Below are 19004 nucleotides of genomic sequence, written 5' to 3'. Positions count from 1 at the left end.
GTGACCATGTTCGAGGCGAAGCCGAGGGCCCGGAGACTGGGCTGGGCGGTGGTGGGCTGTGGCTGGGTGGCAAGGGACTACGTCATCCCGGCGCTCCAGGGCGCGAGCAATGCGCGACTGGTGGCCCTGTGCGACGCGAACGCGGAGGCGCTGATGCGCATCCCGGCGGACGACGTGAATCGCTACACCGCGCTCGGGTCGGTGCTGGCGGACAAGGACGTGCAGGCCGTCTACATCGCCACGCCCAACCACCTGCACGCGGCGATGACGGAGGCGTGCGCCGCCGCGGGCAAGCACGTGCTGTGCGAGAAGCCCATGGCCGTCACGCCGAGGGACGGCCTGCGCATGGTGTCCGCGTGCCAGCGCGCGGGCGTGCACTACGCCACCGCGTTCGACCAGCGCCACCACGCCGCGCACCGCAAGCTGCGCACGCTGGTGAAGGAGGGCGTGCTGGGCACCGTCACCCAGGCGCGCATCCACTACGCCTGCTGGCTGCCCGAGGACTGGACGCCGGACAACTGGCGCATCGACCCGGAGCAGGCCGGCGGCGGCGCGATGATCGATCTGGCGCCGCACGGCCTGGACCTGCTGGAGGTGGTGCTGGGCGACGAGTGGGAATCGCTCACCGCCATGACGCAGCGGCGAGTGCACTGCTACGCCGTGGATGACGGCGCGGTGCTGATGGGCCAGTTCAAGAGCGGCGCGCTGGGCCTGTTGCAGGTGGCCTACAACTGCCCGGACGCGTACCCCCGGCGCACGCTGGAGCTCATCGGCACGCGGGCGCGAGCGCTGGCCTACAAGACGATGGGGCAGACCCCCGGCGGCTCCCTGTCGCTCATCGACGCGAAGACAGGAGAGGAGACGTGGGTCCCCCTGTCGCCGGAAGAGGACCGGAGTCCCTTCCTCCACCAGGTGGAGGTCTTCTCCGCGTGCGTGCTGGAGGGCCGTCCGCAGCCGTTCGCGCCGGAGCGCGACGTGCGCCTCGTGGGGCTGCTGACGCAGGCGACGCAGGACGGAAAGGCGTTTCCGCCATGCCACTGACCCGCTACGCCTGCACCCACTGCGGCACGTGGCAGCCGGGCTTCCCGCGCGAGCCGCCCACCGGCTGTCCCACCTGCCTGGACGTGCGCAACGCGCTGCCGCGAGACGGCTGGGACTTCCAGACGGCGGGCCAGGTTTCGGAGCGGCTCTCCACGCGCTGGGAGGAGGCGCTGCCCGGCATCTGGGGCTTCACCTGCACGCCGCCCTTCGGCCTGGGCTCCACGGGGTGGCTGTTGCGCAGGCCCGAAGGCAACGTCGGCTTCGAGGGCGCGCCCTGGTACTCGCGGCCCGCGCAGGAGTTCATCGAGGTGATGGGCGGCCTCCAGGTGCTGTCCGCGTCGCACCCGCACGGCTTCGGGGCGCTGTGGCAGTTGCAGGAGCACTTCGACCCGCTGCTCGTCCTGCACCGGGACGCGGTCCCGTACAGCAAGGCCTTCCAGGTGCGCTGGCCGGTGGATGACGAGCATGAGCTGGCGCCGGGCCTGACGCTGCACTGCGTGGGCGGCCACTACGAGGGCCAGACGGTGCTGTACGACGCGCGCACCCGTTCGCTGTTCTGCGGCGACGCGCTGAAGGTGGACCTGGACGCGCGGGGCAGGCCCGCGGGGCTGTCGTGCCACAAGGGCTTCCACTACGCGATTCCGCTGAGCCACGGCGAGCTGCGCCGCTACCGCGCGGTGCTCAAGCAGCTCCCGTTCGAGAACGTCTTCACCCCGTTCGAGTTCGCGCGAGGCGTCACCCGCGAGCACGCGCTCGCGCTCTTCGACCGGCTGCTCTCGGGCATGCCGCACACCCGTCCCCTTCCACTGGAGGAACTGTCATGAGCATTGCCCGAGCCATCGACGCGTATCACCACGCCGTGTCCACCGGCGCCCTGCAGATGTTCCGCATCGACCCCATCGACCGGCTGGGGATTCCGGTGGCCTCCGCCAGCCTGGCGCTGGGGGGCGGGACGGGCGCGGTGCTGCACGGCAACGGCTATGGCCGCACGGACGAAGAGGCGCGGGTGGGCGCGCTGGGCGAGCTGGTGGAGGAGACCTTCTGCGAGCTCGCGATGCACCGCATGCCGCGCGTGCACGGCAGCCATGCGGCGCTGGTGCGCGCGCGAGGTCCCACCGCGGTGGCGGATCCGCTCACGCTGGGGCTGCCCGCGGGCAGTCCGTATCAACCGGACCTGCCGCTCGTCTGGGTGGAGATGCAGCGGCTGGCCACCGGGGAGCGGGTGCTGGTGCCGGAGGAGTACGTCGCCATCCATCCCGGTCAGTTGCAGGGGCGAACACCGCTCATCACGCCCATCACCAACGGCCAGGGCGCGGGGCTGACGCGGCCCCAAGCGCTGGCGCACGGCCTGCTGGAGCTCATCCAGCGCGACGGCAACGGGCTGATGTACCGCGCCATGGACCAGGGCGTGGTGCTGGACCTGGAGGGCTCGGACCTGGCGCCGGACGTGCGCGAGCTGCTGGAGCTCTACCGCCGCGCGGGCGTGGAGGTGATGGCGAAGCTGGCCAGCACGGACTTCGGCCTGGTGAACCTGTACGTGGTGGGCCGCGACCTGTCCGTGGGGGACCAGCCGCTGATGGTGACGGCGTGCGGAGAGGCGGCCGACCCGGACCGGGACCGGGCGCTGCGCAAGGCGCTGCTGGAGTACGCCTGTTCACGCGCGCGCAAGGCGTTCATGCACGGGCCGCTGAGCCACGTGGCCCGGGTGGCGCCGCCGAAATACATGGACCGCTTCGTGCCCCAGGTGGACCTGGACGCGGAGGAGCCACGCGCGCTCAACGCGATGGTGGAGTGGGCGCGGCTGCCGGCCCCGGCGCTGCGCGAGCTGACGGCGTGCACGCTGATGGTCCGCCAGAAGGTGCGCTTCGAGGACCTGCCCCGCGCGCCCACCGTGGAGGAGCCGTCGCTCCGCTGCGACCACGTGGTGCGGCAGCTGCACGCGGCGGGCTTGGACATCCTGGTCGCGGACCTGTCGCCGCCGGGACGGCAGGTGCACGTGGTGAAGGCGCTGGTGCCGGGCCTGGAGGTGGAGACGATGACGTACAACCGCGTGGGCGAGCGCAACGCGGCGCGGCTCCTGGAGCGCAGGGACCCGCTGGTGGGCCTGGGAGCACCGCCGCCGGGCGCGCAGCCGGTGCGGCTGACGCCCGAGGCAGAGGAGCGGCTGGGCGGCCCCGTCTGGTTCAACGTGCGGCTGGCGGAGGCGCGCGTGGGGCGGCTGTACGCGCTCTACCGGGAGCCGGACCGCCACGCGGTGCCGGCGGTGCTCGCGAGCCGTCGCTTCGGGGGGCAGTGAGCCATGGCCCTGCGCTTCGCGTACAACACCAACGGCGTGTCGAACCACCGCTTCGAGGACGCGCTGGGCCTCATCGCGGACAGTGGCTACGACGGCGTGGCGCTGACGCTGGACCACCACCACTTCGACCCGTTCGCGCCGGACTTCGAGCTGCGCACGGAGCAGCTCGCCGCTCGATTGGAGCGGTTGGGCCTGGGGCTGGTGGTGGAGACGGGGGCGCGCTTCCTGCTGGACCCTCGGAGGAAGCACGAGCCCACGCTCATCACCCCGGACGCGGAGGGCCGAGCGCGGCGGCTGGAGTTCCTGAAGCGCGCGGTGGACGTGTGCGCGACGTGCCGGGGAGAGGCGGTGTCCTTCTGGGCGGGAGTGCCCCGCCCGGGCGTGACGGAGAAGGCCGCGTGGCCGTGGCTGGTGGATGGCGTGGCGCGGCTGGCGGAGTACGCGGCGGCTCGCGGCGTGGTGCTGGCGATGGAGCCGGAGCCGGGGATGCTGGTGGAGACGGTGGACGGCTGGCGCCGGTTGCAGGCGTGCGTGCCCGGCGTGCGTCTGGCATTGGACGTGGGGCACCTGCTGGTGACGCAGGAGCGGACGCCCGCGGAAGCCGTGCGCGAGTTCGCGCAGGTGCTGGGCACGGTGGCGCTGGAGGACATGAAGCGCGGCGTGCATGAGCACCTGCCGTTTGGCGAAGGGGACGTGGACGTGCCGTCGGTCCTGCGCGAGCTGACGCGCTCGGGCTACGACCGGCTGGTGTGCGTGGAGCTGTCGCGGGACGCGCACCGGGCGCACGAGCTGGTGCCCTGGGCGCTGGAATGGTTGAGGAAGCGCCTGCCGACGGGCGCGGAGGTGGCGGCGTGAACAGCGTGAACGGACTGCGGATCTGCTTCATCTCCCGGCGTTTCTTCCCGGCCATCTCGGGGATGAGCGTCTATGCGCTGAACCTGGTGCGGGACCTGGTGGCGTGCGGGCATGACGTGACGATGGTGAGCCAGTACCGAAGCGATCCGGCGGGCATGGCGGTGTACGGGGGAGGGCCGCCGCCGGGCATTCCGGGCGCGCACGTGCTGGGCTGCGAGTCGGTGGGCGAGCAGCGCATCAACCAGGGCCAGCCGGCGAGCTTCGAGCATGACCTGGAGGTGATGGTGAACACGGTGGTGCGCGAGCACCGGCGCCGCCCGTTCGACCTCATCCATGCGCAGTACGGCTATCCGTGCGGCCTGGCGGCGCTGCAGGCGGCGAGGCTGTTGGGCTTGCCCAACGTCGTCTCCATCCAGGGCGGGGATGGGCATTGGGTGGGGACCTGCTGCGGGACACACAAGCAGGCGATGCTCGCGGTGCTGGGCCATGCGGGGGCGCTGCTGATTGGGAGCAGGTCCTTCGCGCAAGAGGTGAGCGGGAACCACGGGACGCCGCTGGAGCGGTTCACCATCGTCCCCGGCGCCACGGACACGCAGCGCTTCCATCCGAGGAGTGAGTCCGCGCTGGGAGAAACGCGGGACGTGCCGGTGTGGCTGTATCACGGCCGGGTGGACGCCCGGAAAGGGGTGATGGAGCTGCTGGATGCCGTGCGGCGGCTGGTGGCGGACGGGCGGAAGTTCAAGCTGCGGGTGTCTGGGATTGGACCGGACCTGGAGGCGGTGCGCACGAAGGTGGAGGCGGACGGGCTCCAGGGCGTGGTGGAGCTCACGGGGGCGTCCATCTACGCGAAGGCGCCGGACCTGTACCGAAGCGCGGACCTGTTCGTGTCGCCCACGTATTCAGAAGGGTTCTCCAACACGCTGCTGGAGGCGATGGCCTCCGGACTGCCCATCGTGTCGACGCGAGCGGTGGGGGTGGTGGACTGCCTGGAGGACGGCAGGGATGCGCTGCTGGTGCCGCCGAAGGACAGCGCCGCGCTGGCGGAGGCGATGGGCCGGCTGATGGACGACGCGCCACTGCGCAAGCGGTTGGCGGCCACGGCGCTGCGCGAGGTGCGGGAGCTGTACTCGTGGCGAGCGGTGGGGCGGAGGATTCAAGGCGTCTACCGGACGCTGACGGGCACGAGGCCGGACACGCGGTGGACGCACCTCTACGACCCGGCGATGACGGAGGAGCGCGCGGACCACACCTGCCGGTTCCGGGCGGAGCCGCACCTGCTATGAGCACGGCCCTGTTCGTGTCACCACACCTGGACGACGTGGCCTTCTCCTGTGGTGGCACGTTGGCGGCGCTGAAGGCGAAGGGGTGGACGGTGGCGCTCGTCACCGTCTTCACGCGGTCGGTGCCGGGGCCGAAGGGCTTCGCGCTGCAATGTCAGACATCGAAGGGACTGGGGCCGGAGGTGGACTACATGGCCCTGCGGAGGAAAGAGGACCGCGCCTTCGCCGCCTGCATGGGCGTGGACCAGGTGCGGTGGGGAGACCTGGAGGAAGCGCCGCACCGGGGCTACGCGAGCCCCGAGGCGCTGTTCCAGCCACCGCGAGCGGACGACGTCATCGAAGCGAAGGTGGCGAAGTGCTTGAAGTCGGTGTTGTGGGACCTGAAGCCGGACCGGGTCTTCGTGCCCCAGGCCCTGGGGAGCCACGTGGACCACGTGCAGGTGGTGCGAGCCGCGAAGGGGCTGGGCATCCCGACGAACCGGATCCTCTACTACCGGGACACCCCGTACGCCGTGCGCCAGCCGAAGGCCCACCCGGACGCCGCCGTGCCGCAGGGCCTGCGCCCGCTGGCCGTGGACATCACGGAGCACCTGCCGAAGAAGGTGGAGGGCTGCGTCCGCTACGGCACGCAGCTGGGCTTCCAGTTCGGCGGAGTGGACGGTCTGGCGCGGACGCTCACGGCGTTCCACCGGATGGAAGCGCAGGCGCGGGGTCAGCCAGGAGCCGCGGAGGTGTTCCTGGCGGAGTCATCACAAGGCGCGCAGTAGGCCGGCTGCATCGAGAACCTGGTGCACCTCCGTGGCCAGCCGGACGTGTTCTGGGTTCGTCACCGTGAACCGCTCCTCCGTGAGGATCACCAGGGTTCCCAGGTCCTCCACGGGCTCGACGCGCACCGTGGCGGGAAGCGGAGGAACCTCTCCCCACTGCCGGGAGAAGTAGGTCATCCAGCCCACGAAGGTGCCCGCGTCCCCTGAGGAAGGCGATACTTGGTCCCGGTACTGCTCGGATGCAACGACGCCCCATGCCGGCTCCCAACAGCGCACCACGGCACGAAGCGCCTCGCGCAAGACGGGTGCTGTCAGAACGCGTCCGGCCACTTCTCCGTCAGTAGGGAGGTCAACCACACAGACCGAAGTCTGCAGGTGACTCGATGAACCACAAAAGCCACTGACTGCAGTTGCTTCATCCGGATGAGGGCCCGCCCACAACCAATACTGGAAGCCGTCACCGATACGGTTCTTCTTTCGAGCGAACAGCTTCAGGAAGGAGGCCCGGCCGGTCTGTACCTGACGCTCCTGCGCTTGCTTGAAGGTGCGTCCGGTTTCGTGCCACTGACGCCACGTAGGTTCAAGGTGGCCCAGGCGCTCGAACAACCTTTCCGCTCTATGAGCACAGGATTCGTCGGACTCGTGCCGAGCCGTCCAGTAAGCCCCCAGGTAGTAACGGTCCGTCATGTGGTCGGCGGTGCTCATTTCGTGGGAGCGAGATAACGCACTTCCACCTTAACGTTCTGGCGATTGAACAGCGCACGCAAGGCATCTGCGAATTTCTTCTCGGCGACCACCCATCGAACGCGAGCACCTCCAGCCACTTCGATTTGCCGCCGAGCCTGCTCAACCAAGGCATCCGCGCCCTGGAAGAATCTCTTCGCCTTCAGATCCATACCGAAGAACTGCTCGTAACCAGGGCCCTTCGCGTCCAGCAGAACGTTCTCATCCAGGTCATAGCCGTCGAAGTCGACCTCCTCGTCCCCTCGCTTGACCCGATACGCGGAGCCCTTCGGTGCTCCAGTCACCTGTGCCTGATAGTCACGGGCACGGTCGGACATCGACTCATTCACCTGCACCCATTTGCCCGGACCTCCCGCACTGCTGCTTGGAGGAGGCGGGCCCATCGCGGCCATCGCCACCGCCGTGGATGCGAGCGTCACCTCCACCACGCCGTCCACCACCGCCACCGCGCTCACGTCCAGCACACGTGCCGGGTTGAAGCCCGCCTGTGTCGAGCCCAGTCGCACCGCGTCCGGGAAGCGCGGCATCAACGAGAGCGCGGATGAAAGCCCCACCGTCACGCCGTGACTCACCAGCACCGTCACCGCGAGCACGAACACGCGCGCCACCTCCGGGCCGAGCGCCTGCGCGAAGACCTCCGCCACCTCCTCCAGTTCCTGGAACGTCTGCGCCCTATCCGTGGCCGCCTTCAGCGCAGCACACGCCCGCACCACCGCGAGGAACGACTGCACACCCACGTACGCCAGGAACACGGCGGCAATCACCGCTGCGGCCTTGGTGAACAGGGGCTCCGGTGCCGCCGCCAACACCACCCACGACGTGATGGCTCCTGCCACCACGGAGACGAAGAACTCCGGATTCAGAGTGTCCTGCAGCGCCGCGCCAATGCTCGCGCGCAACGGGTCCAGCGACATGCCCACCGCGAGCGTCAGCCGGTCCAACTCACCGAAACCCGCACCGTCCGCCAGCAAGGACAAGCAGTCCCCCGGAGCCTCATGCGCGCGGCACCACCGCCCGTACCCGTCCCGCAGCATGAACCCGAACCCCAGGTCCAGCTGCGCCCCCTTCTTCGCGACCGCGCGCACCACCCTCGGTGCCCGCACCGTCAGTGGCACCTCCAGCACCAGCCGCGTCAGCGCGTCCTCGAACTCCCGAGCACTGACCGGCACACGGCCGTCCCACGTGGCCGGCGCATACGTCCGAGTCCCCCGCTCCGTGCGCAGCCGCACCGTGGGTCCGCTGGCGCAGCCCACCCAGAACACCAGCAGCATCAGCCAGCAGCCAGCCCGTCCCCACGGTTTCGTGCCCAAGCACCGTCTCCCAATCCACGACATGTCATCTACACTGTGCCGAGGACCGCGATTCTCCCCCGGTCCCCGGAGCACGGATGACGTCGATATCGGATGAGACCCACCAGCGCATCACCGACCTCTGCGCCCAGGGAGACACCGCCGCGGGAGAGGGCAACTTCGAGGAGGCCCTGAAACACTTCAAGGCCGCCCTCGCCCTGATTCCCGAACCCACCCGCGACCATCAACAGAACACCTGGGTGCGCGCCGCCATCGGCGACATGTACTTCCAGCTCGAACGCTTCGAGGACTGCCGCGAGCACTTCCGCGAAGCCGTCCACTCGCCGGGAGGGCTCGGCAACCCCTTCATCCACCTGCGGCTCGGCCAGTGCGCCCTGGAGCTGGGAGACGAAGCCCGCGCGGCCGATGAGCTGGCCCGCGCCTTCATGGGCGGAGGCGAGGAACTCTTCGAAGGCGACGACGCGAAGTACCTGGAGTTCATCCAGTCCCGCCTGCTACCGCCCCAGGACGACTGAGGAATCCGGGGACCCGAGCGCCGGCCTCCCCGCTCGACCTGGCGCCTCACGCACTCGGGGCATGCACACCCTGAGGCGTGAACCCGCTCCCGCGAGGAGGCGCCCATGACACGCCAGCAGCCGAGCACCGTCCGTCCCTTCTTCCCGGAAGGCTTCCGCGAAGGCGACGAGGACGTCAACGGCACGCGGATCCACTTCGTCATCGGCGGCAAGGGCAGCCCCGTCCTGCTGCTGCACGGCTACACGCAGACGCACCTCATGTGGTGGCGCCTTGCGCCCGAGCTGGCGAAGCAGCACACCGTGCTCATCCCAGACCTGAGAGGCGCGGGTGGCTCGGCCGCCCCCGCGCAGGGCTATGACAAGGAGACGATGGCCGGCGACATGCGCGCGCTGGTGAAGAAGCTCGGCTTCGACAAGGTCTCCGTCGTGGGCCACGACATCGGCCTGATGGTTGCCTATGCCTACGCCGCCCGTTTCCCCGACGAGGTCGAACGCCTGGCCCTCCTGGACGCGTTCCTGCCGGGCATCGAGCCCTGGTCCGACCAGGTCATGCGCAGCCTGGAGGTGTGGCACTTCACCTTCAACGGCCCCACCGCGGAGAAGCTGGTGCAGGGGCGCGAGCGCATCTACTTCGACCATTTCTGGACCGACTTCGCCGCCAATCCCCAGGCCGTCGGCGAAGCGGAACGGCAGGCGTACACGGAGGCCTACGCGGCCCCGGGCCGGCTCCACTCGACATGGGGCTACTTCCAGGCGTTGGACCAGGACAAGCAGGCCTTCCGGGAGCTGGCCCGGAACAAACTCCCCATGCCCGTGATGGTCATTGGCGGTGACAAGTCCATGGGCGAACCGCTCGTCGCGCAGGCGCGAGCGGTGGCGACCCAGGTCGAGCCCCACATCCTCCGGGACACCGGCCACTGGGTGACCGAGGAGCGGCCAGCGGAGGTCCGCGAGCTGCTCGGAGACTTCCTCCGGGCGTAACGCCTGGCCTTCCGCGCCCGCTAGGCTCCGAACCCACCCAGCGCCGTGCGGCTGAAGCTGGCAGCGCCCTGACTGACGCGCACGGCGGACTGGCTGAACACCTGGAACGCGGCGCGGATCTCCTGGGCGCTCTGCCCCGGCGTCAGAATCCACCGGTCCGCGATGCCCATCTCCTGGAACACGCGCCGGAAGTCCGTCACCCCATCGTCGATGCCCATCGCCGCGACGATGTGGTTCTCCACCCGGTGCAGGTCCTTCACCAGCGCCGCCACGTCCTTCGCCCGAGCCTTCTGCGAGCCCGCGTCAGCGCCGTCCGTAATCAGCAGCGTCACCGTGCGCACCGGCACTCCGTTGCCGCTGAACTCCTGCGACTTCGCCAGCACCGTGCCCAGCAGCACCACCGCCTGGTCATACAGCGGCGTCCCCTGGTCCGCCGAGTAGTTCTTGGAGTGCATCCGCACCACATCCTCCAGCGGCCGGAACGGATTGAGCACGTGTCCGTTCAGGTAGCGCGTGTGGAACAGCACGCCGTCCTTCTGCTGGCTCGCCAGCAGCGCGTCCAGCACCAGGTTGTGCCCGTCACACACCGTCTTCGTGTGCCCCGCGTGCGAGATGCTCCAGGAGTCATCCGGCATCACCGTCACCAGCACCACCTCGCTCGCCTGCACGTCGTCCACGTGGATGCCCAGGCCCGCTTGGATCTGCGCCCCCAGGTCCACCACCGTGAGCGTCTGCAACCCCGCGGGGCTGAGGATGCCCTCCGCGTGCGCGTCCTCGAAGAGCTTCGTGACACCCGTCCCGTTCGCCTTGCTCATGTCCGTGTCTCCCTTCGTGTGAGTGCCAATGCCAGACGTCACGACAGGTGCAGGTCGGGCCAGCTCGCCAGCGGGTCCGTGGACTTCACCAGGTGCATGCCCGCGTCCGCGAAGCGCTTGAGCGCCGCGTCCGCCTGCGGCGTGAAGTCCGCCGCGAAGCCGCCCTTGCCGTCCGGCACCGTCACCGACGACATGCAGTCCGTCAGCAGATACACCTTGCGAGCCAGCGCCGCGTCCTGCGCGACGATCTCCCCCAGCAGGTCATCGATGCTGCTCTTCACGCAGTGGCTCGCCGCCTGTCCGCCAATCACCACCGCGTCCGACGTGAGCAGCGTCTTCAGGAACTGCGTGTTGCGCTGCGCGAGCGGCTGGCCGTCATGCCGCATCAACACCTCCGGCCGCAGCACCGAGTAGTTCTCCGTCAGCGGGTTGCCGCCCTTCACCTCCGCCCACGACTGCACGCCGCGCGCGTACGAGTGGAACAGCCGCGCCTCCTGCACCACGCCCGACAGCGCGTGCCCGTCGCTGCCCAGCAGGCAGTGCGGCGGCCACAGGTAGAGCGTGTACTTCCCCGCGCGCTCCAGCTCCTCGCAGTAGAACTTCACCTGCTTGAGCAGCCACGGGTAGTTGCCGCCGCACAGCCACTTCGCCACCGCGGGGTTCGGCTTCGCCTGGCCGCGTTCAATCTGCTCGCGAGTCACCTCGCGGTACGGCTGGAGCGGCTGGTCGTCCTGGTCCACCCAGAAGGACGGGAAGAAGATTTGGAAGGCGAAGTGTGTATCCAGCGTCGCGGTGACGTTCGTCAGCGCCCCCAGGTTCCGGTAGATGAACTCCGCGATGCGGCGGTTGTCGTCGATGGCGCCCCGCCCGCTGCGCCCCGCCACGTACAGCGAGCCATCCGGGAAGCAGAAGTCCTTCTGCACGTCGATGAGCAGCAGGTGCAGGTTGAAGCGGTCCGTGGCCGCCGCCGTCACACCCTGCGCCGCCTTCCACGCCCCGGCGTCACGCTGGAGCTTCCCGGCGTTCGCGCCGTAGCCGTACTCCGCCGCGTGGTTGGAATTGTAGAACCCGGGCAGCGGCAGTTCCTTCACGGTCGTCTTCTTCATGTCCATCCCCCTGTGTGTGTTTCACTTCATCCGCAGCACGGTGAGGTCCTGGGCCCCCACCACCGTCAATCCCTCTCGCGACAGCAAGAGCCCTCGGCCCGCGTCCACGAACGGCTCCGCGTCCGGGAACTCGCGCACCGCCACCAACTGGCCCTGCTGGAGCGCCACGCGCGTCAGCCCCGCGTCCGTGGCGCAGAAGAGCGCGCCCCCCACGGCGCACTTTCCACCCAGCGTCCCCAGCCACGAGCCGTCCCCTGCGTCGGCTCGGGCGCTCGCGCGCACCGCTCCGTCCAAGCCCAGCAACACCGCGTGGTGCACCGTGCGGCCGTTGGACTCCTCCGCGAGCAGCAGCCACACCGAGTCCGCGTCGAACACGGCCTCCGCGTCCAGCAACTGCCCTGACGGCCACGGCAGCGCGAGTCCGTCCCTCAGGCCCTTGCGCTCCACGTTGAACAGGAAGGCCCCCCGCAGCCCCGCCGCGCGGTGGAACCCCAGACCGAACCGGGGTCCCACGAACAGCCGCGTCTGCCCCTGCAATACGTCCCCCCACCGCTCGGCCCCGTACGCGCCGTCCCGCCACAGCCCGCCACCCACTGCCCAGAACCGGTGTCTGGCATTGGCCGCGAACACCGGCCGGTTGTCGCAGACATCCACGCCCAGGAACTCCTGCTCCCGGCCCGGCGTGAACACCGCCACGCGCCCCCTCTGCCCCAGCAGCGTCACATCCCCCTGCACCGCCCAGCGCAGCGTCGGGTCCAGCGCGCCGCGCATCACCGTGCGCCCATCCTCGCGCCGGTACGCGCCGTCCGCGTGGTAGACGAAGCGCACCACTCCGTCCTCCGCGCTCGCGTGCACCATCACGCCGCGGGTCGTGAACGTCCGCTTCGCCGTCACCTGCCCGCGCACCGCAGACACCGGCGTGGCCGCCACCGTCGCGTGCGGCTGACACGTGGGACACGCGGCCCGCGCGTGCTCCAGGCCACACGACGCGCACACCGTGAAGCGAAGTCCCTCCAGCACCGGCAGCGGGAACGCGCCGCGCCGGTCCTCCACGAACACCTGGTGGAACAGGTGCAGCAAGTCATCCGGCAGCGAGGCCCGGGGCAGCGCGGGCTTGGGGTACTGCACGTCCGGATGAAACACGGTGACCCGCTGAAGCATCCGTCCCACCGCGTTCAGCCGAGCCGCCTGCGTCTTCGGCTTGTGGATGCCCCCCTGCGGCCCCACGCACAACAGCGACTGCATGACGGTGACAGCGAAGGCATACCAATCGCTCTCCACCGTCGCCGGCCGAGCGGGCGTCAGCGTCTGCGCGCCCGGGTCCAGCCGCAGCGGGTCCAGGAACTTCTCCGTGAACACCGGGCACAGATAGGGACCGAACTGGAAGCTGTCTGCGTCGATGAAGTACGCGTCCGTGCCCACCGTCAGCACGTTCAGGTCGTTGAAATCCCCCACCACGACGCTGGCCGAGTGCACCGCCGCCAGCACCCGGTGCAGCCCCGCCAGCACCGTCACCGCGTCCGCGGCCTTGCCTCCCGCGCGCCGGAATGAGGGCTCGCTCCACCGGCGCAGCGGCTCCATGCCGTCCAGCTTGCGCATCGCATAGCCCAGCACCTCCGCGCCCTTCTTGTCCGTGGCCAGGGCCTGCGGCGTCACCACTCGCGCCGGCAGTCCCGAGGGAAACGCGCGCAGCTTGCGCTGGTGCTCCACGAGCCGGGCCTTCGCCGCGGCCTGCTCGGGCAACAGGCCCAGGTAGTCCGGATGCTCGGGCTGCTTGAAGACCTTGAGCGCGCGGCCATCACCCAGGTCATACACATCCGCCTCGCCGCCCTTGCCCAGCGCCCGCTGCGGATCCAACCGGACCTTCTTCCCCTCCAGCCAGACGTCCATGGCCTCACGCCCTCCCCATCCGGCGGCGCAGCACCACCAGCGTGGTGTCGTCCGTCAGCAGCCCCGGCGTGCGCAGCAGCCGCCGCTCCGCGAAGTCCGCGCGCACCGACTCGCGGTTGAGCTGCGCCAGCCGCCGTCGCACCGCGTCCGGGTTCGTGAAGTACCGGTCCTCCGTCCAGAAGCGCGACAGCGGGCCCACGGGCTCATCGCGCTCCGGCAGCCGCGCCTGCGAAAGGCCCAGCAGGTCCCCCACCCCGTCCGTGCCCACCAGCAGCGCGTGCACATCGTCCGTGGGCACCAGCGCCCGGGGCTCCAGCCGCACGTCCTCTCCGCGCAGCAGCGCATACGCGAGATACGGCGGCGCGTTGCCCGGGAACGGCCCCAGCGCGTGTACCTCGCCGTTGAGCATCCACACTCCGTCCCCCGACGAGAAGACGAGCGTGCGAGCCGGCGTCATCACCGCCCCCACCAGCGTGAAGAGCAGGTCCCCCATCACGTCCCGCCCCAGCGTGGACACCAGGCCCTCCATCAGCTCCAACAGGTCCGAGCGCAGCCCTGGCAGGAAGTCCGCGCCGTCCACGGTCTCACCGCGCGCCAGCCTCGCCTGCGCCGCCTGCGCCAGCCGCCGCACGCCCAGCTGCGCCCCCAACTCGCTGCACGGCTGGCTGCCACACCCGTCCGCCACCACCACCACCAGCCCGTGCTCGCTCTCGCGGACGCAGGCGGCGTCCTGGTTGTTGCGTCCCGAGCGCGCGTGCTCCCGGCCCTGCACCGAACCCACCGCGACATCGAAGGGCAGCGTGGACATGGCTCTCCCGTGGCCCTCGAAGGGCACGCACGACACAGGAACCTGCTGGCGACCAGGCGGCCCCGCGCCGCCCGACTTCGTGTATCAACGACACCAACATGGTGTTCAAATGACACGAAGTCAAGGCGACGTGGGACAACCTGTCAGCGGGCGCCGATGGGTGTGGCGGGAGGTGTGAGGGTTACAGCTCGAAGTTGAAGCCGGCCTTCTCGAGCTGTTTGTACTTCTTGTGGTCGAACCGGTAGAGGCGCGCGGCGCGGTGGGAGACGTCCTGCTCCACCTCGTCCAGTTCCTCCAGCAGGTCCATGGCGAGGATCTTCTTGCGGAAGTTGCGCTTGTCGAGCTCGCGCTCCAGCACCGTCTCGTACAGCCGCTGGAGCTGCGACAGCGTGAACTTGGGCGGCAGCAATTCGAACCCGATGGGCTGGTAGCGCACCTTGCCCTTGAGCCGTTGCAGCGCGGTGGCCAGCACGTCCGCGTGGTCGAACGCGAGCTTCGGCGTATCCCAGACGGAGAACCACGCCGCCTCACGCGCGTCGGTGGACGCCTGGAGGTGGTGCTGGGACAGCTTCACCAGCGCGAAGTACGCCACGGTGATGACGCGGCCCCGGGGGTCGCGGTCCGGAGAACCGAACGTGTAGAGCTGCTCCAGGTGGCTGGTGCGCAGGCCCGCTTCTTCCTCCAGCTCACGGCGCGCGGCGTCCTCCAGGGACTCGTCCATGCGCACGAAGCCACCGGGCAGCGCCCACCGGCCCTGGTACGGCTCCACGCCGCGCTGGATGAGCAGCACCTTGAGGTCCTCTTCGTCCAACCCGAAGACGACGCAGTCCACCGTCACCGCCGGGCGCGGGTACTCATAGGTGTGGCTCATGGGGAGACCCTCCAGCCAGCATCGTGTCCAGATGACACGGTGCCGGCAAGCGCCTTCACGCTTGGGAGGCGCACGGCGGCTGGACAGGTCTCCTGCGGTTCGTGAGCCCCGGCGGCCGAAGTTCTCACGAGAACGCGCGACTCACGGAGCGCAGCGGTAGGCCGTGACAGCGTGCTGGAACGGCCCCCAAGGCAGGCCACGGGCAGAAGCCGCCTGCCGGGCGCGATGTCCTCGAACTGGTCCGACTGTCGGACCAGTTCGAGCTGCCCGCCACCCGAGGCCGCGCTGTCCCGGCGAGCGCCAAGGAGGGCGGGTCCTCGCGTCCATGTCAGACCCGTCTGGTTGGATGGGCGAAGCATGGGCGAGGAGGGGGACGGAGATGGTGCGAGTGGGGCTCGTGGCGTACGTGGAGGAGCAGCTCGAGCGGGAGATTGCGCTGGGACGGCTGCCGAGGAACGGGCGGCTGGCCTCGGAGCGGATGATGGCTCGTCGCTATGGGGTGAGCCGGGGCACCGTGCGCGAGGCACTGCGGCGGCTGTCGGCACGGGGGCTGGTGGTGCAGCATCCCGGACGCCAGGCACGAGCGGTGGCACTGGATGAGTCGCTGACGCTGGAGAACCTGGGCCTGGCACTCCATGACGAGCGCTCCGAGGAGTGCCGACTGCTTTTGGAGGGCGTCTTCTTCCTCAAGCGGCAGGTGCTGGTGGAGCTGCTGGCCGACTGCTGCGCGAATGCCTCCGTCATGGACCTGCAGCGGCTGGGGGACACCTGCTTCCAGCTTTGGGACGCGGCGCGCTGGCACCCCGGGGAGCGCTGCGCGCAGCTGGAATTCGAGTTGCTGCGGCTCGCAGCCCAGGCGGCGGCACGTCCCGGGTATCAGCTCCTCATCCAGTCACTACAGCGGGCCTTCAGAGGCACTGCGGCCCGGCTGCTGCCCCTCATGGGTGGCGAGTCGCTGCGCGAGTGGGCCGTGTGCGCGACGCATGCCCTGAACGACCGCGACACCCAGGCACTCCTGCACCAGCTGCCGGCACTCCTGAAGGCGTGCGATGAGCGTGTGCTGGACGCCTTCGCACCCACCTCACAGAAGCAGGCGTCCCCCGAGGACAACAGCCCCCAGGAGTGCAGCCCCGTCACCCCCGCGTCAGCCACCGCGCAGGATGATGCGCTTGAGGCACGCCCCTCCGTTGAGGAGCATTGCCTCGGCCGCCTCGCACCAGCCGACGAGGCGATCGAGGTTGCACCTCATGCCCCGCGGCAGGACTGTCCCGTGGAGGCGGGCAGCGCGGCGCCGCTGTTCGCAGCTGCCCCGGAGCTCGTCCCCTGCGAGCGTGATGGGGAGTGTGCCGGAGGAGACGAGATGAACGCGCCCTTGGGAAGCCTGTCCGACTGTCGGACAGGTTGTGACGCTTCTCCTCCCGAGGCGGGACTCCAGCCCAGGGCTCCATCCACCGGCGATCTCGGACAGAATCGCGTAACGGAGGACAAGGAGGGTGGATTGCTTCGCGTCGATTGCTTCGGACGCCTCCGCACGAGCCGTGCTTCCGCGCCGGATGAGGCAACGGACCGCGAACCGCCTTCCTAGACGGCGACGAGCCGCCCCAGGCGCCGCCAGTCGACCAGGTTGACGTTCTCCTCCGCCAGGTCGAACTCCAGCGAGCGGCGCATGCCCAGCACGTCGCCGCCCATCTGGAAGGGCACCTCGCGGTCGAAGTCCATCCGCAGGCGCTCCACGAAGAAGTCGTGCATGCGCGGCATGGGGTGCTCGCCGCGCCACAGGCGGAACATGTTGCGCGTGGCCTCCATCACGCCCGCGCCGTACACGCGCACGGACAGCCGGTGCGGCACCGCCTGCGCGAACGGGAACGCCTTGAAGCCGAAGCCCCACTCCGGCGTCGTCGCCGCGCCCGCCACGCCCGCGGGGCCCTGGTACAAGAGCTGCCCCTCGCCTGCGTTGGGCAGCGGCCGCACCGCTCCCGTCGCGTCGATGGTCAGCGCGGGCGCGCCCAGGTTGTAGACGGAGACGTTCGGGTTGCCCTCGCCGAACAGGTGGCGCGGCACCGTGCGCGTGAACATGGCGCCCAGGTAGCCGCGCAGGCCGGCCTGTGACTTCTTCAGCGGACCGGCGGCGGCGAGCTGGTTCTTGAAGTCCTGAATCATCTCCGCGTCCCAACCCGTGCCCGCGAAGGGAGCCACCCGGCCCTCCACCCGCACCAGCGAGAAGGGACGCAGGGGAGGCAAGCGCTCGCCATACGCGGCGATCTGCTTCAGGGCCACCTGGGGACGTGGCGCTCCGGTGACCCGGGCCCAGGCGTTGCCCGTGCCCAGCGGCAGCACGCCAATGGCCGGCAGGGCCACGCCCTGGGAGCGCAGCTCGTTGAGCAGGCCCGTGATGGTGCCGTCGCCTCCGCCCGCGAGCAGCAGGCTGGGCGGGTCATGCCTCAGCTGGTCCACCCACTCCTGGGCTTCCTCCAGGGAACGGGTCAGGGCCACCCGGGCCCGGGGGAGCAGGTCTCTGACGAGCCCGCCCATCCCCTCGGTCCCTTTACGCGCACGCAGATTGACGAGGACGGCGATGTTCATGGCGGGCGCGACTCTTCCCCAGTTCATGTCATGGCCCCGTCACGAAAAGAGCCCCGGCATGGGGACTCCCCCGGAAACATGGGCATCACACCCCCAGGGCGTGGGCCAGCCGTGCTTCCAGGTGCCGCTCGGCCGCACGCCGGCGCAGCGTCACCGCCGCGGCGGCCAGTCCTCCCGCCACCAACAGACGACGCAGCCATTGTTTTCCGGTGCCGTGGTAACCGCCCGAGGCCGTGTCCCCCTCCTCCATGGGCTGGAAGACGTTGCCGGGGGTGGGGCCCTGCCGCTCGTCCTGGAAGTGCAGCGCGTCCGTGCCGGCCCGCATGGTGCGCTCATACGTGCGGGGGAACAGGCCGTGCATCGCCGCGAAGCTCTTCCCCGCGGGGCCGACAATCACCTCGTCCTGGGGGTGGCGCAGCACGCGGAGGATGGTGCGGGCCACGCGCTCCGGTGTGTAGACGGGCTCCACCGGGCGGATGCGCCAGCCGGTGTAGTTGGCGGTGTGGCGCCACAGGGGCGTGTCGATGGCGGCGGGCATCACCGTGCATACGTCGATGCCCGTGCCCAGCAGCTCCTGGCGCAGCGACGCGGAGAAGCCGCGCACCGCGAACTTGGAGGCCACGTAGGCGCTCAGGTACGGCGCGGGCACGGTGCCAAAGGTGGAGGACACGTTGACGAGCGTCCCGTAGCCCTGGCGGCGGAACCGGGCCAGCGCCGCGCGCGCGCCGCTCACCGTGCCGAAGAAGTTGGTCTCCATGAGCTGGCGGAACGCCTCGTCCGGCGTCTCCTCCAGGCTGCCCAGCATGTAGACGCCCGCGTTGTTCACCCAGCCGTCGAAGTGGCCGAAGGCCTCCACCGCGGCCTCCGCCAGCTTCCGCACGGCCTCCGCGTCCGCCACGTCCGTGGGCACCACCAGCGCCTGGACGCCGTGGGACTCGCACTCGGCCGCCAGTTCCTCCAGGGGGTCCTCCCGGCGCGCGGCGAGCACCACGTGGGCGCCCTTCTTCGCCAACAGCAGCGCGGTGGCCCGGCCAATGCCGCTGGAGGCGCCCGTGATGACGATGACCTTCTTCTTCCAGATGCGATCCATGGAGTGGGGTCCTTGTGGCGGGCCCGGCGGCCCGAGCGTTCGAAAGGGTTCG

The 19004-nt window shown here is 70.0% G+C and carries 18 protein-coding genes; 9 read left to right on the top strand and 9 right to left on the bottom strand.

Features of this window, described 5'->3' with window-relative positions; all coding sequences use genetic code 11:
• Positions 1-6: 6 nt before the first annotated feature.
• The 6 genes from D7Y21_RS17150 to D7Y21_RS17125 are packed head-to-tail and all read left to right on the top strand — an operon-like array spanning position 7 to position 6239.
• A complete protein-coding gene (locus D7Y21_RS17150; protein WP_121714454.1) occupies positions 7-1041 on the top strand; it encodes a Gfo/Idh/MocA family protein in 1035 nt (344 codons plus the stop codon).
• Positions 1032-1865, top strand: coding sequence for a hypothetical protein (locus tag D7Y21_RS17145; RefSeq protein WP_121714430.1), 834 nt, complete (start codon positions 1032-1034; stop codon positions 1863-1865). The genes D7Y21_RS17150 and D7Y21_RS17145 overlap by 10 nt, the downstream gene beginning before the upstream one ends.
• The gene (locus tag D7Y21_RS17140) at positions 1862-3337 is read left to right on the top strand and encodes a YcaO-like family protein (RefSeq protein WP_121714428.1); all 1476 of its coding nucleotides are present in this window, start codon (positions 1862-1864) and stop codon (positions 3335-3337) included. The genes D7Y21_RS17145 and D7Y21_RS17140 overlap by 4 nt, the downstream gene beginning before the upstream one ends.
• Positions 3338-3340: 3 nt before the next feature.
• Positions 3341-4192: a sugar phosphate isomerase/epimerase gene (locus D7Y21_RS17135; RefSeq protein ID WP_121714426.1), complete on the top strand. Its 852-nt coding sequence runs from the start codon at positions 3341-3343 to the stop codon at positions 4190-4192.
• Positions 4189-5475 (top strand): glycosyltransferase family 4 protein, encoded by a 1287-nt coding sequence (locus D7Y21_RS17130; protein WP_233591920.1) that lies wholly within the window; start codon positions 4189-4191, stop codon positions 5473-5475. Before D7Y21_RS17135 ends, D7Y21_RS17130 begins: the two co-directional genes overlap by 4 nt.
• Positions 5472-6239: a PIG-L deacetylase family protein gene (locus D7Y21_RS17125; protein WP_121714424.1), complete on the top strand. Its 768-nt coding sequence runs from the start codon at positions 5472-5474 to the stop codon at positions 6237-6239. The genes D7Y21_RS17130 and D7Y21_RS17125 overlap by 4 nt, the downstream gene beginning before the upstream one ends.
• On the opposite strand, the gene D7Y21_RS17120 is transcribed toward D7Y21_RS17125, so the two are convergent.
• Positions 6222-6926 (bottom strand): immunity 52 family protein, encoded by a 705-nt coding sequence (locus tag D7Y21_RS17120; protein WP_121714452.1) that lies wholly within the window; start codon positions 6924-6926, stop codon positions 6222-6224. The two genes, D7Y21_RS17125 and D7Y21_RS17120, sit on opposite strands and share 18 nt — an antisense overlap.
• A gap of 14 nt (positions 6927-6940) precedes the next feature.
• Positions 6941-8293, bottom strand: coding sequence for a restriction endonuclease fold toxin 5 domain-containing protein (locus D7Y21_RS17115; RefSeq protein WP_233612136.1), 1353 nt, complete (start codon positions 8291-8293; stop codon positions 6941-6943).
• A gap of 77 nt (positions 8294-8370) precedes the next feature.
• Between D7Y21_RS17115 and D7Y21_RS17110 the strand changes: the two genes are divergently transcribed.
• Both D7Y21_RS17110 and D7Y21_RS17105 read left to right on the top strand, forming a co-directional pair.
• Positions 8371-8808 carry a M48 family metallopeptidase gene (locus tag D7Y21_RS17110; RefSeq protein ID WP_120566889.1) on the top strand — a complete coding sequence of 146 codons (438 nt, stop codon included), beginning with the start codon at positions 8371-8373 and terminating at the stop codon, positions 8806-8808.
• Between the two features lie 105 nt (positions 8809-8913).
• Positions 8914-9789 (top strand): alpha/beta fold hydrolase, encoded by an 876-nt coding sequence (locus D7Y21_RS17105; RefSeq protein WP_121714420.1) that lies wholly within the window; start codon positions 8914-8916, stop codon positions 9787-9789.
• 20 nt (positions 9790-9809) lie between these two features.
• On the opposite strand, the gene D7Y21_RS17100 is transcribed toward D7Y21_RS17105, so the two are convergent.
• The 5 genes from D7Y21_RS17100 to D7Y21_RS17080 all read right to left on the bottom strand — a co-directional run bounded on the left by D7Y21_RS17100 (position 9810) and on the right by D7Y21_RS17080 (position 15279).
• Entirely contained in the window at positions 9810-10604 is a 795-nt protein-coding gene (locus D7Y21_RS17100; protein WP_121714418.1) for a hypothetical protein, read from the bottom strand.
• Between the two features lie 38 nt (positions 10605-10642).
• On the bottom strand, positions 10643-11710 hold the full coding sequence (locus tag D7Y21_RS17095) for a nicotinamidase (protein ID WP_121714450.1): 1068 nt from the start codon (positions 11708-11710) through the stop codon (positions 10643-10645).
• A 21-nt stretch (positions 11711-11731) separates the two neighbouring features.
• Positions 11732-13600 (bottom strand): hypothetical protein, encoded by a 1869-nt coding sequence (locus tag D7Y21_RS17090; protein WP_121714416.1) that lies wholly within the window; start codon positions 13598-13600, stop codon positions 11732-11734.
• A gap of 4 nt (positions 13601-13604) precedes the next feature.
• Positions 13605-14408: a protein phosphatase 2C domain-containing protein gene (locus D7Y21_RS17085; protein WP_121714414.1), complete on the bottom strand. Its 804-nt coding sequence runs from the start codon at positions 14406-14408 to the stop codon at positions 13605-13607.
• Between the two features lie 181 nt (positions 14409-14589).
• On the bottom strand, positions 14590-15279 hold the full coding sequence (locus D7Y21_RS17080) for an NUDIX domain-containing protein (protein ID WP_014393057.1): 690 nt from the start codon (positions 15277-15279) through the stop codon (positions 14590-14592).
• Between the two features lie 379 nt (positions 15280-15658).
• Between D7Y21_RS17080 and D7Y21_RS17075 the strand changes: the two genes are divergently transcribed.
• Positions 15659-16864 (top strand): FadR/GntR family transcriptional regulator, encoded by a 1206-nt coding sequence (locus tag D7Y21_RS17075; protein ID WP_121714412.1) that lies wholly within the window; start codon positions 15659-15661, stop codon positions 16862-16864.
• On the opposite strand, the gene D7Y21_RS17070 is transcribed toward D7Y21_RS17075, so the two are convergent.
• The gene (locus D7Y21_RS17070; protein ID WP_120566883.1) at positions 16861-17862 is read right to left on the bottom strand and encodes a diacylglycerol kinase family protein; all 1002 of its coding nucleotides are present in this window, start codon (positions 17860-17862) and stop codon (positions 16861-16863) included. The genes D7Y21_RS17075 and D7Y21_RS17070 overlap by 4 nt on opposite strands.
• An 85-nt stretch (positions 17863-17947) precedes the next feature.
• Positions 17948-18952, bottom strand: a complete 1005-nt coding sequence (locus tag D7Y21_RS17065) for an SDR family oxidoreductase (RefSeq protein ID WP_120566882.1) — start codon at positions 18950-18952, stop codon at positions 17948-17950.
• Between the last annotated feature and the right edge of the window lie 52 nt (positions 18953-19004).

This window comes from Corallococcus sp. AB045 (genome assembly GCF_003668895.1).
Classification (GTDB): Bacteria; Myxococcota; Myxococcia; order Myxococcales; family Myxococcaceae; genus Corallococcus; species Corallococcus coralloides.
This window is presented reverse-complemented; position numbering and strand designations above follow the sequence as displayed.

Coding starts and splice junctions, on each gene's coding strand:
- D7Y21_RS17140 (WP_121714428.1), top strand. CDS start 1,862: ATGAGCATTGCCCGAGCCATCGACGCGTATCACCACGCCGTGTCCACC.
- D7Y21_RS17105 (WP_121714420.1), top strand. CDS start 8,914: ATGACACGCCAGCAGCCGAGCACCGTCCGTCCCTTCTTCCCGGAAGGC.
- D7Y21_RS17080 (WP_014393057.1), bottom strand. CDS start 15,279: ATGAGCCACACCTATGAGTACCCGCGCCCGGCGGTGACGGTGGACTGC.
- D7Y21_RS17120 (WP_121714452.1), bottom strand. CDS start 6,926: ATGACGGACCGTTACTACCTGGGGGCTTACTGGACGGCTCGGCACGAG.
- D7Y21_RS17065 (WP_120566882.1), bottom strand. CDS start 18,952: ATGGATCGCATCTGGAAGAAGAAGGTCATCGTCATCACGGGCGCCTCC.
- D7Y21_RS17090 (WP_121714416.1), bottom strand. CDS start 13,600: ATGGACGTCTGGCTGGAGGGGAAGAAGGTCCGGTTGGATCCGCAGCGG.
- D7Y21_RS17085 (WP_121714414.1), bottom strand. CDS start 14,408: ATGTCCACGCTGCCCTTCGATGTCGCGGTGGGTTCGGTGCAGGGCCGG.
- D7Y21_RS17145 (WP_121714430.1), top strand. CDS start 1,032: ATGCCACTGACCCGCTACGCCTGCACCCACTGCGGCACGTGGCAGCCG.
- D7Y21_RS17135 (WP_121714426.1), top strand. CDS start 3,341: ATGGCCCTGCGCTTCGCGTACAACACCAACGGCGTGTCGAACCACCGC.
- D7Y21_RS17125 (WP_121714424.1), top strand. CDS start 5,472: ATGAGCACGGCCCTGTTCGTGTCACCACACCTGGACGACGTGGCCTTC.
- D7Y21_RS17150 (WP_121714454.1), top strand. CDS start 7: ATGTTCGAGGCGAAGCCGAGGGCCCGGAGACTGGGCTGGGCGGTGGTG.
- D7Y21_RS17095 (WP_121714450.1), bottom strand. CDS start 11,710: ATGAAGAAGACGACCGTGAAGGAACTGCCGCTGCCCGGGTTCTACAAT.
- D7Y21_RS17100 (WP_121714418.1), bottom strand. CDS start 10,604: ATGAGCAAGGCGAACGGGACGGGTGTCACGAAGCTCTTCGAGGACGCG.
- D7Y21_RS17070 (WP_120566883.1), bottom strand. CDS start 17,862: ATGAACATCGCCGTCCTCGTCAATCTGCGTGCGCGTAAAGGGACCGAG.
- D7Y21_RS17075 (WP_121714412.1), top strand. CDS start 15,659: ATGGTGCGAGTGGGGCTCGTGGCGTACGTGGAGGAGCAGCTCGAGCGG.
- D7Y21_RS17110 (WP_120566889.1), top strand. CDS start 8,371: ATGACGTCGATATCGGATGAGACCCACCAGCGCATCACCGACCTCTGC.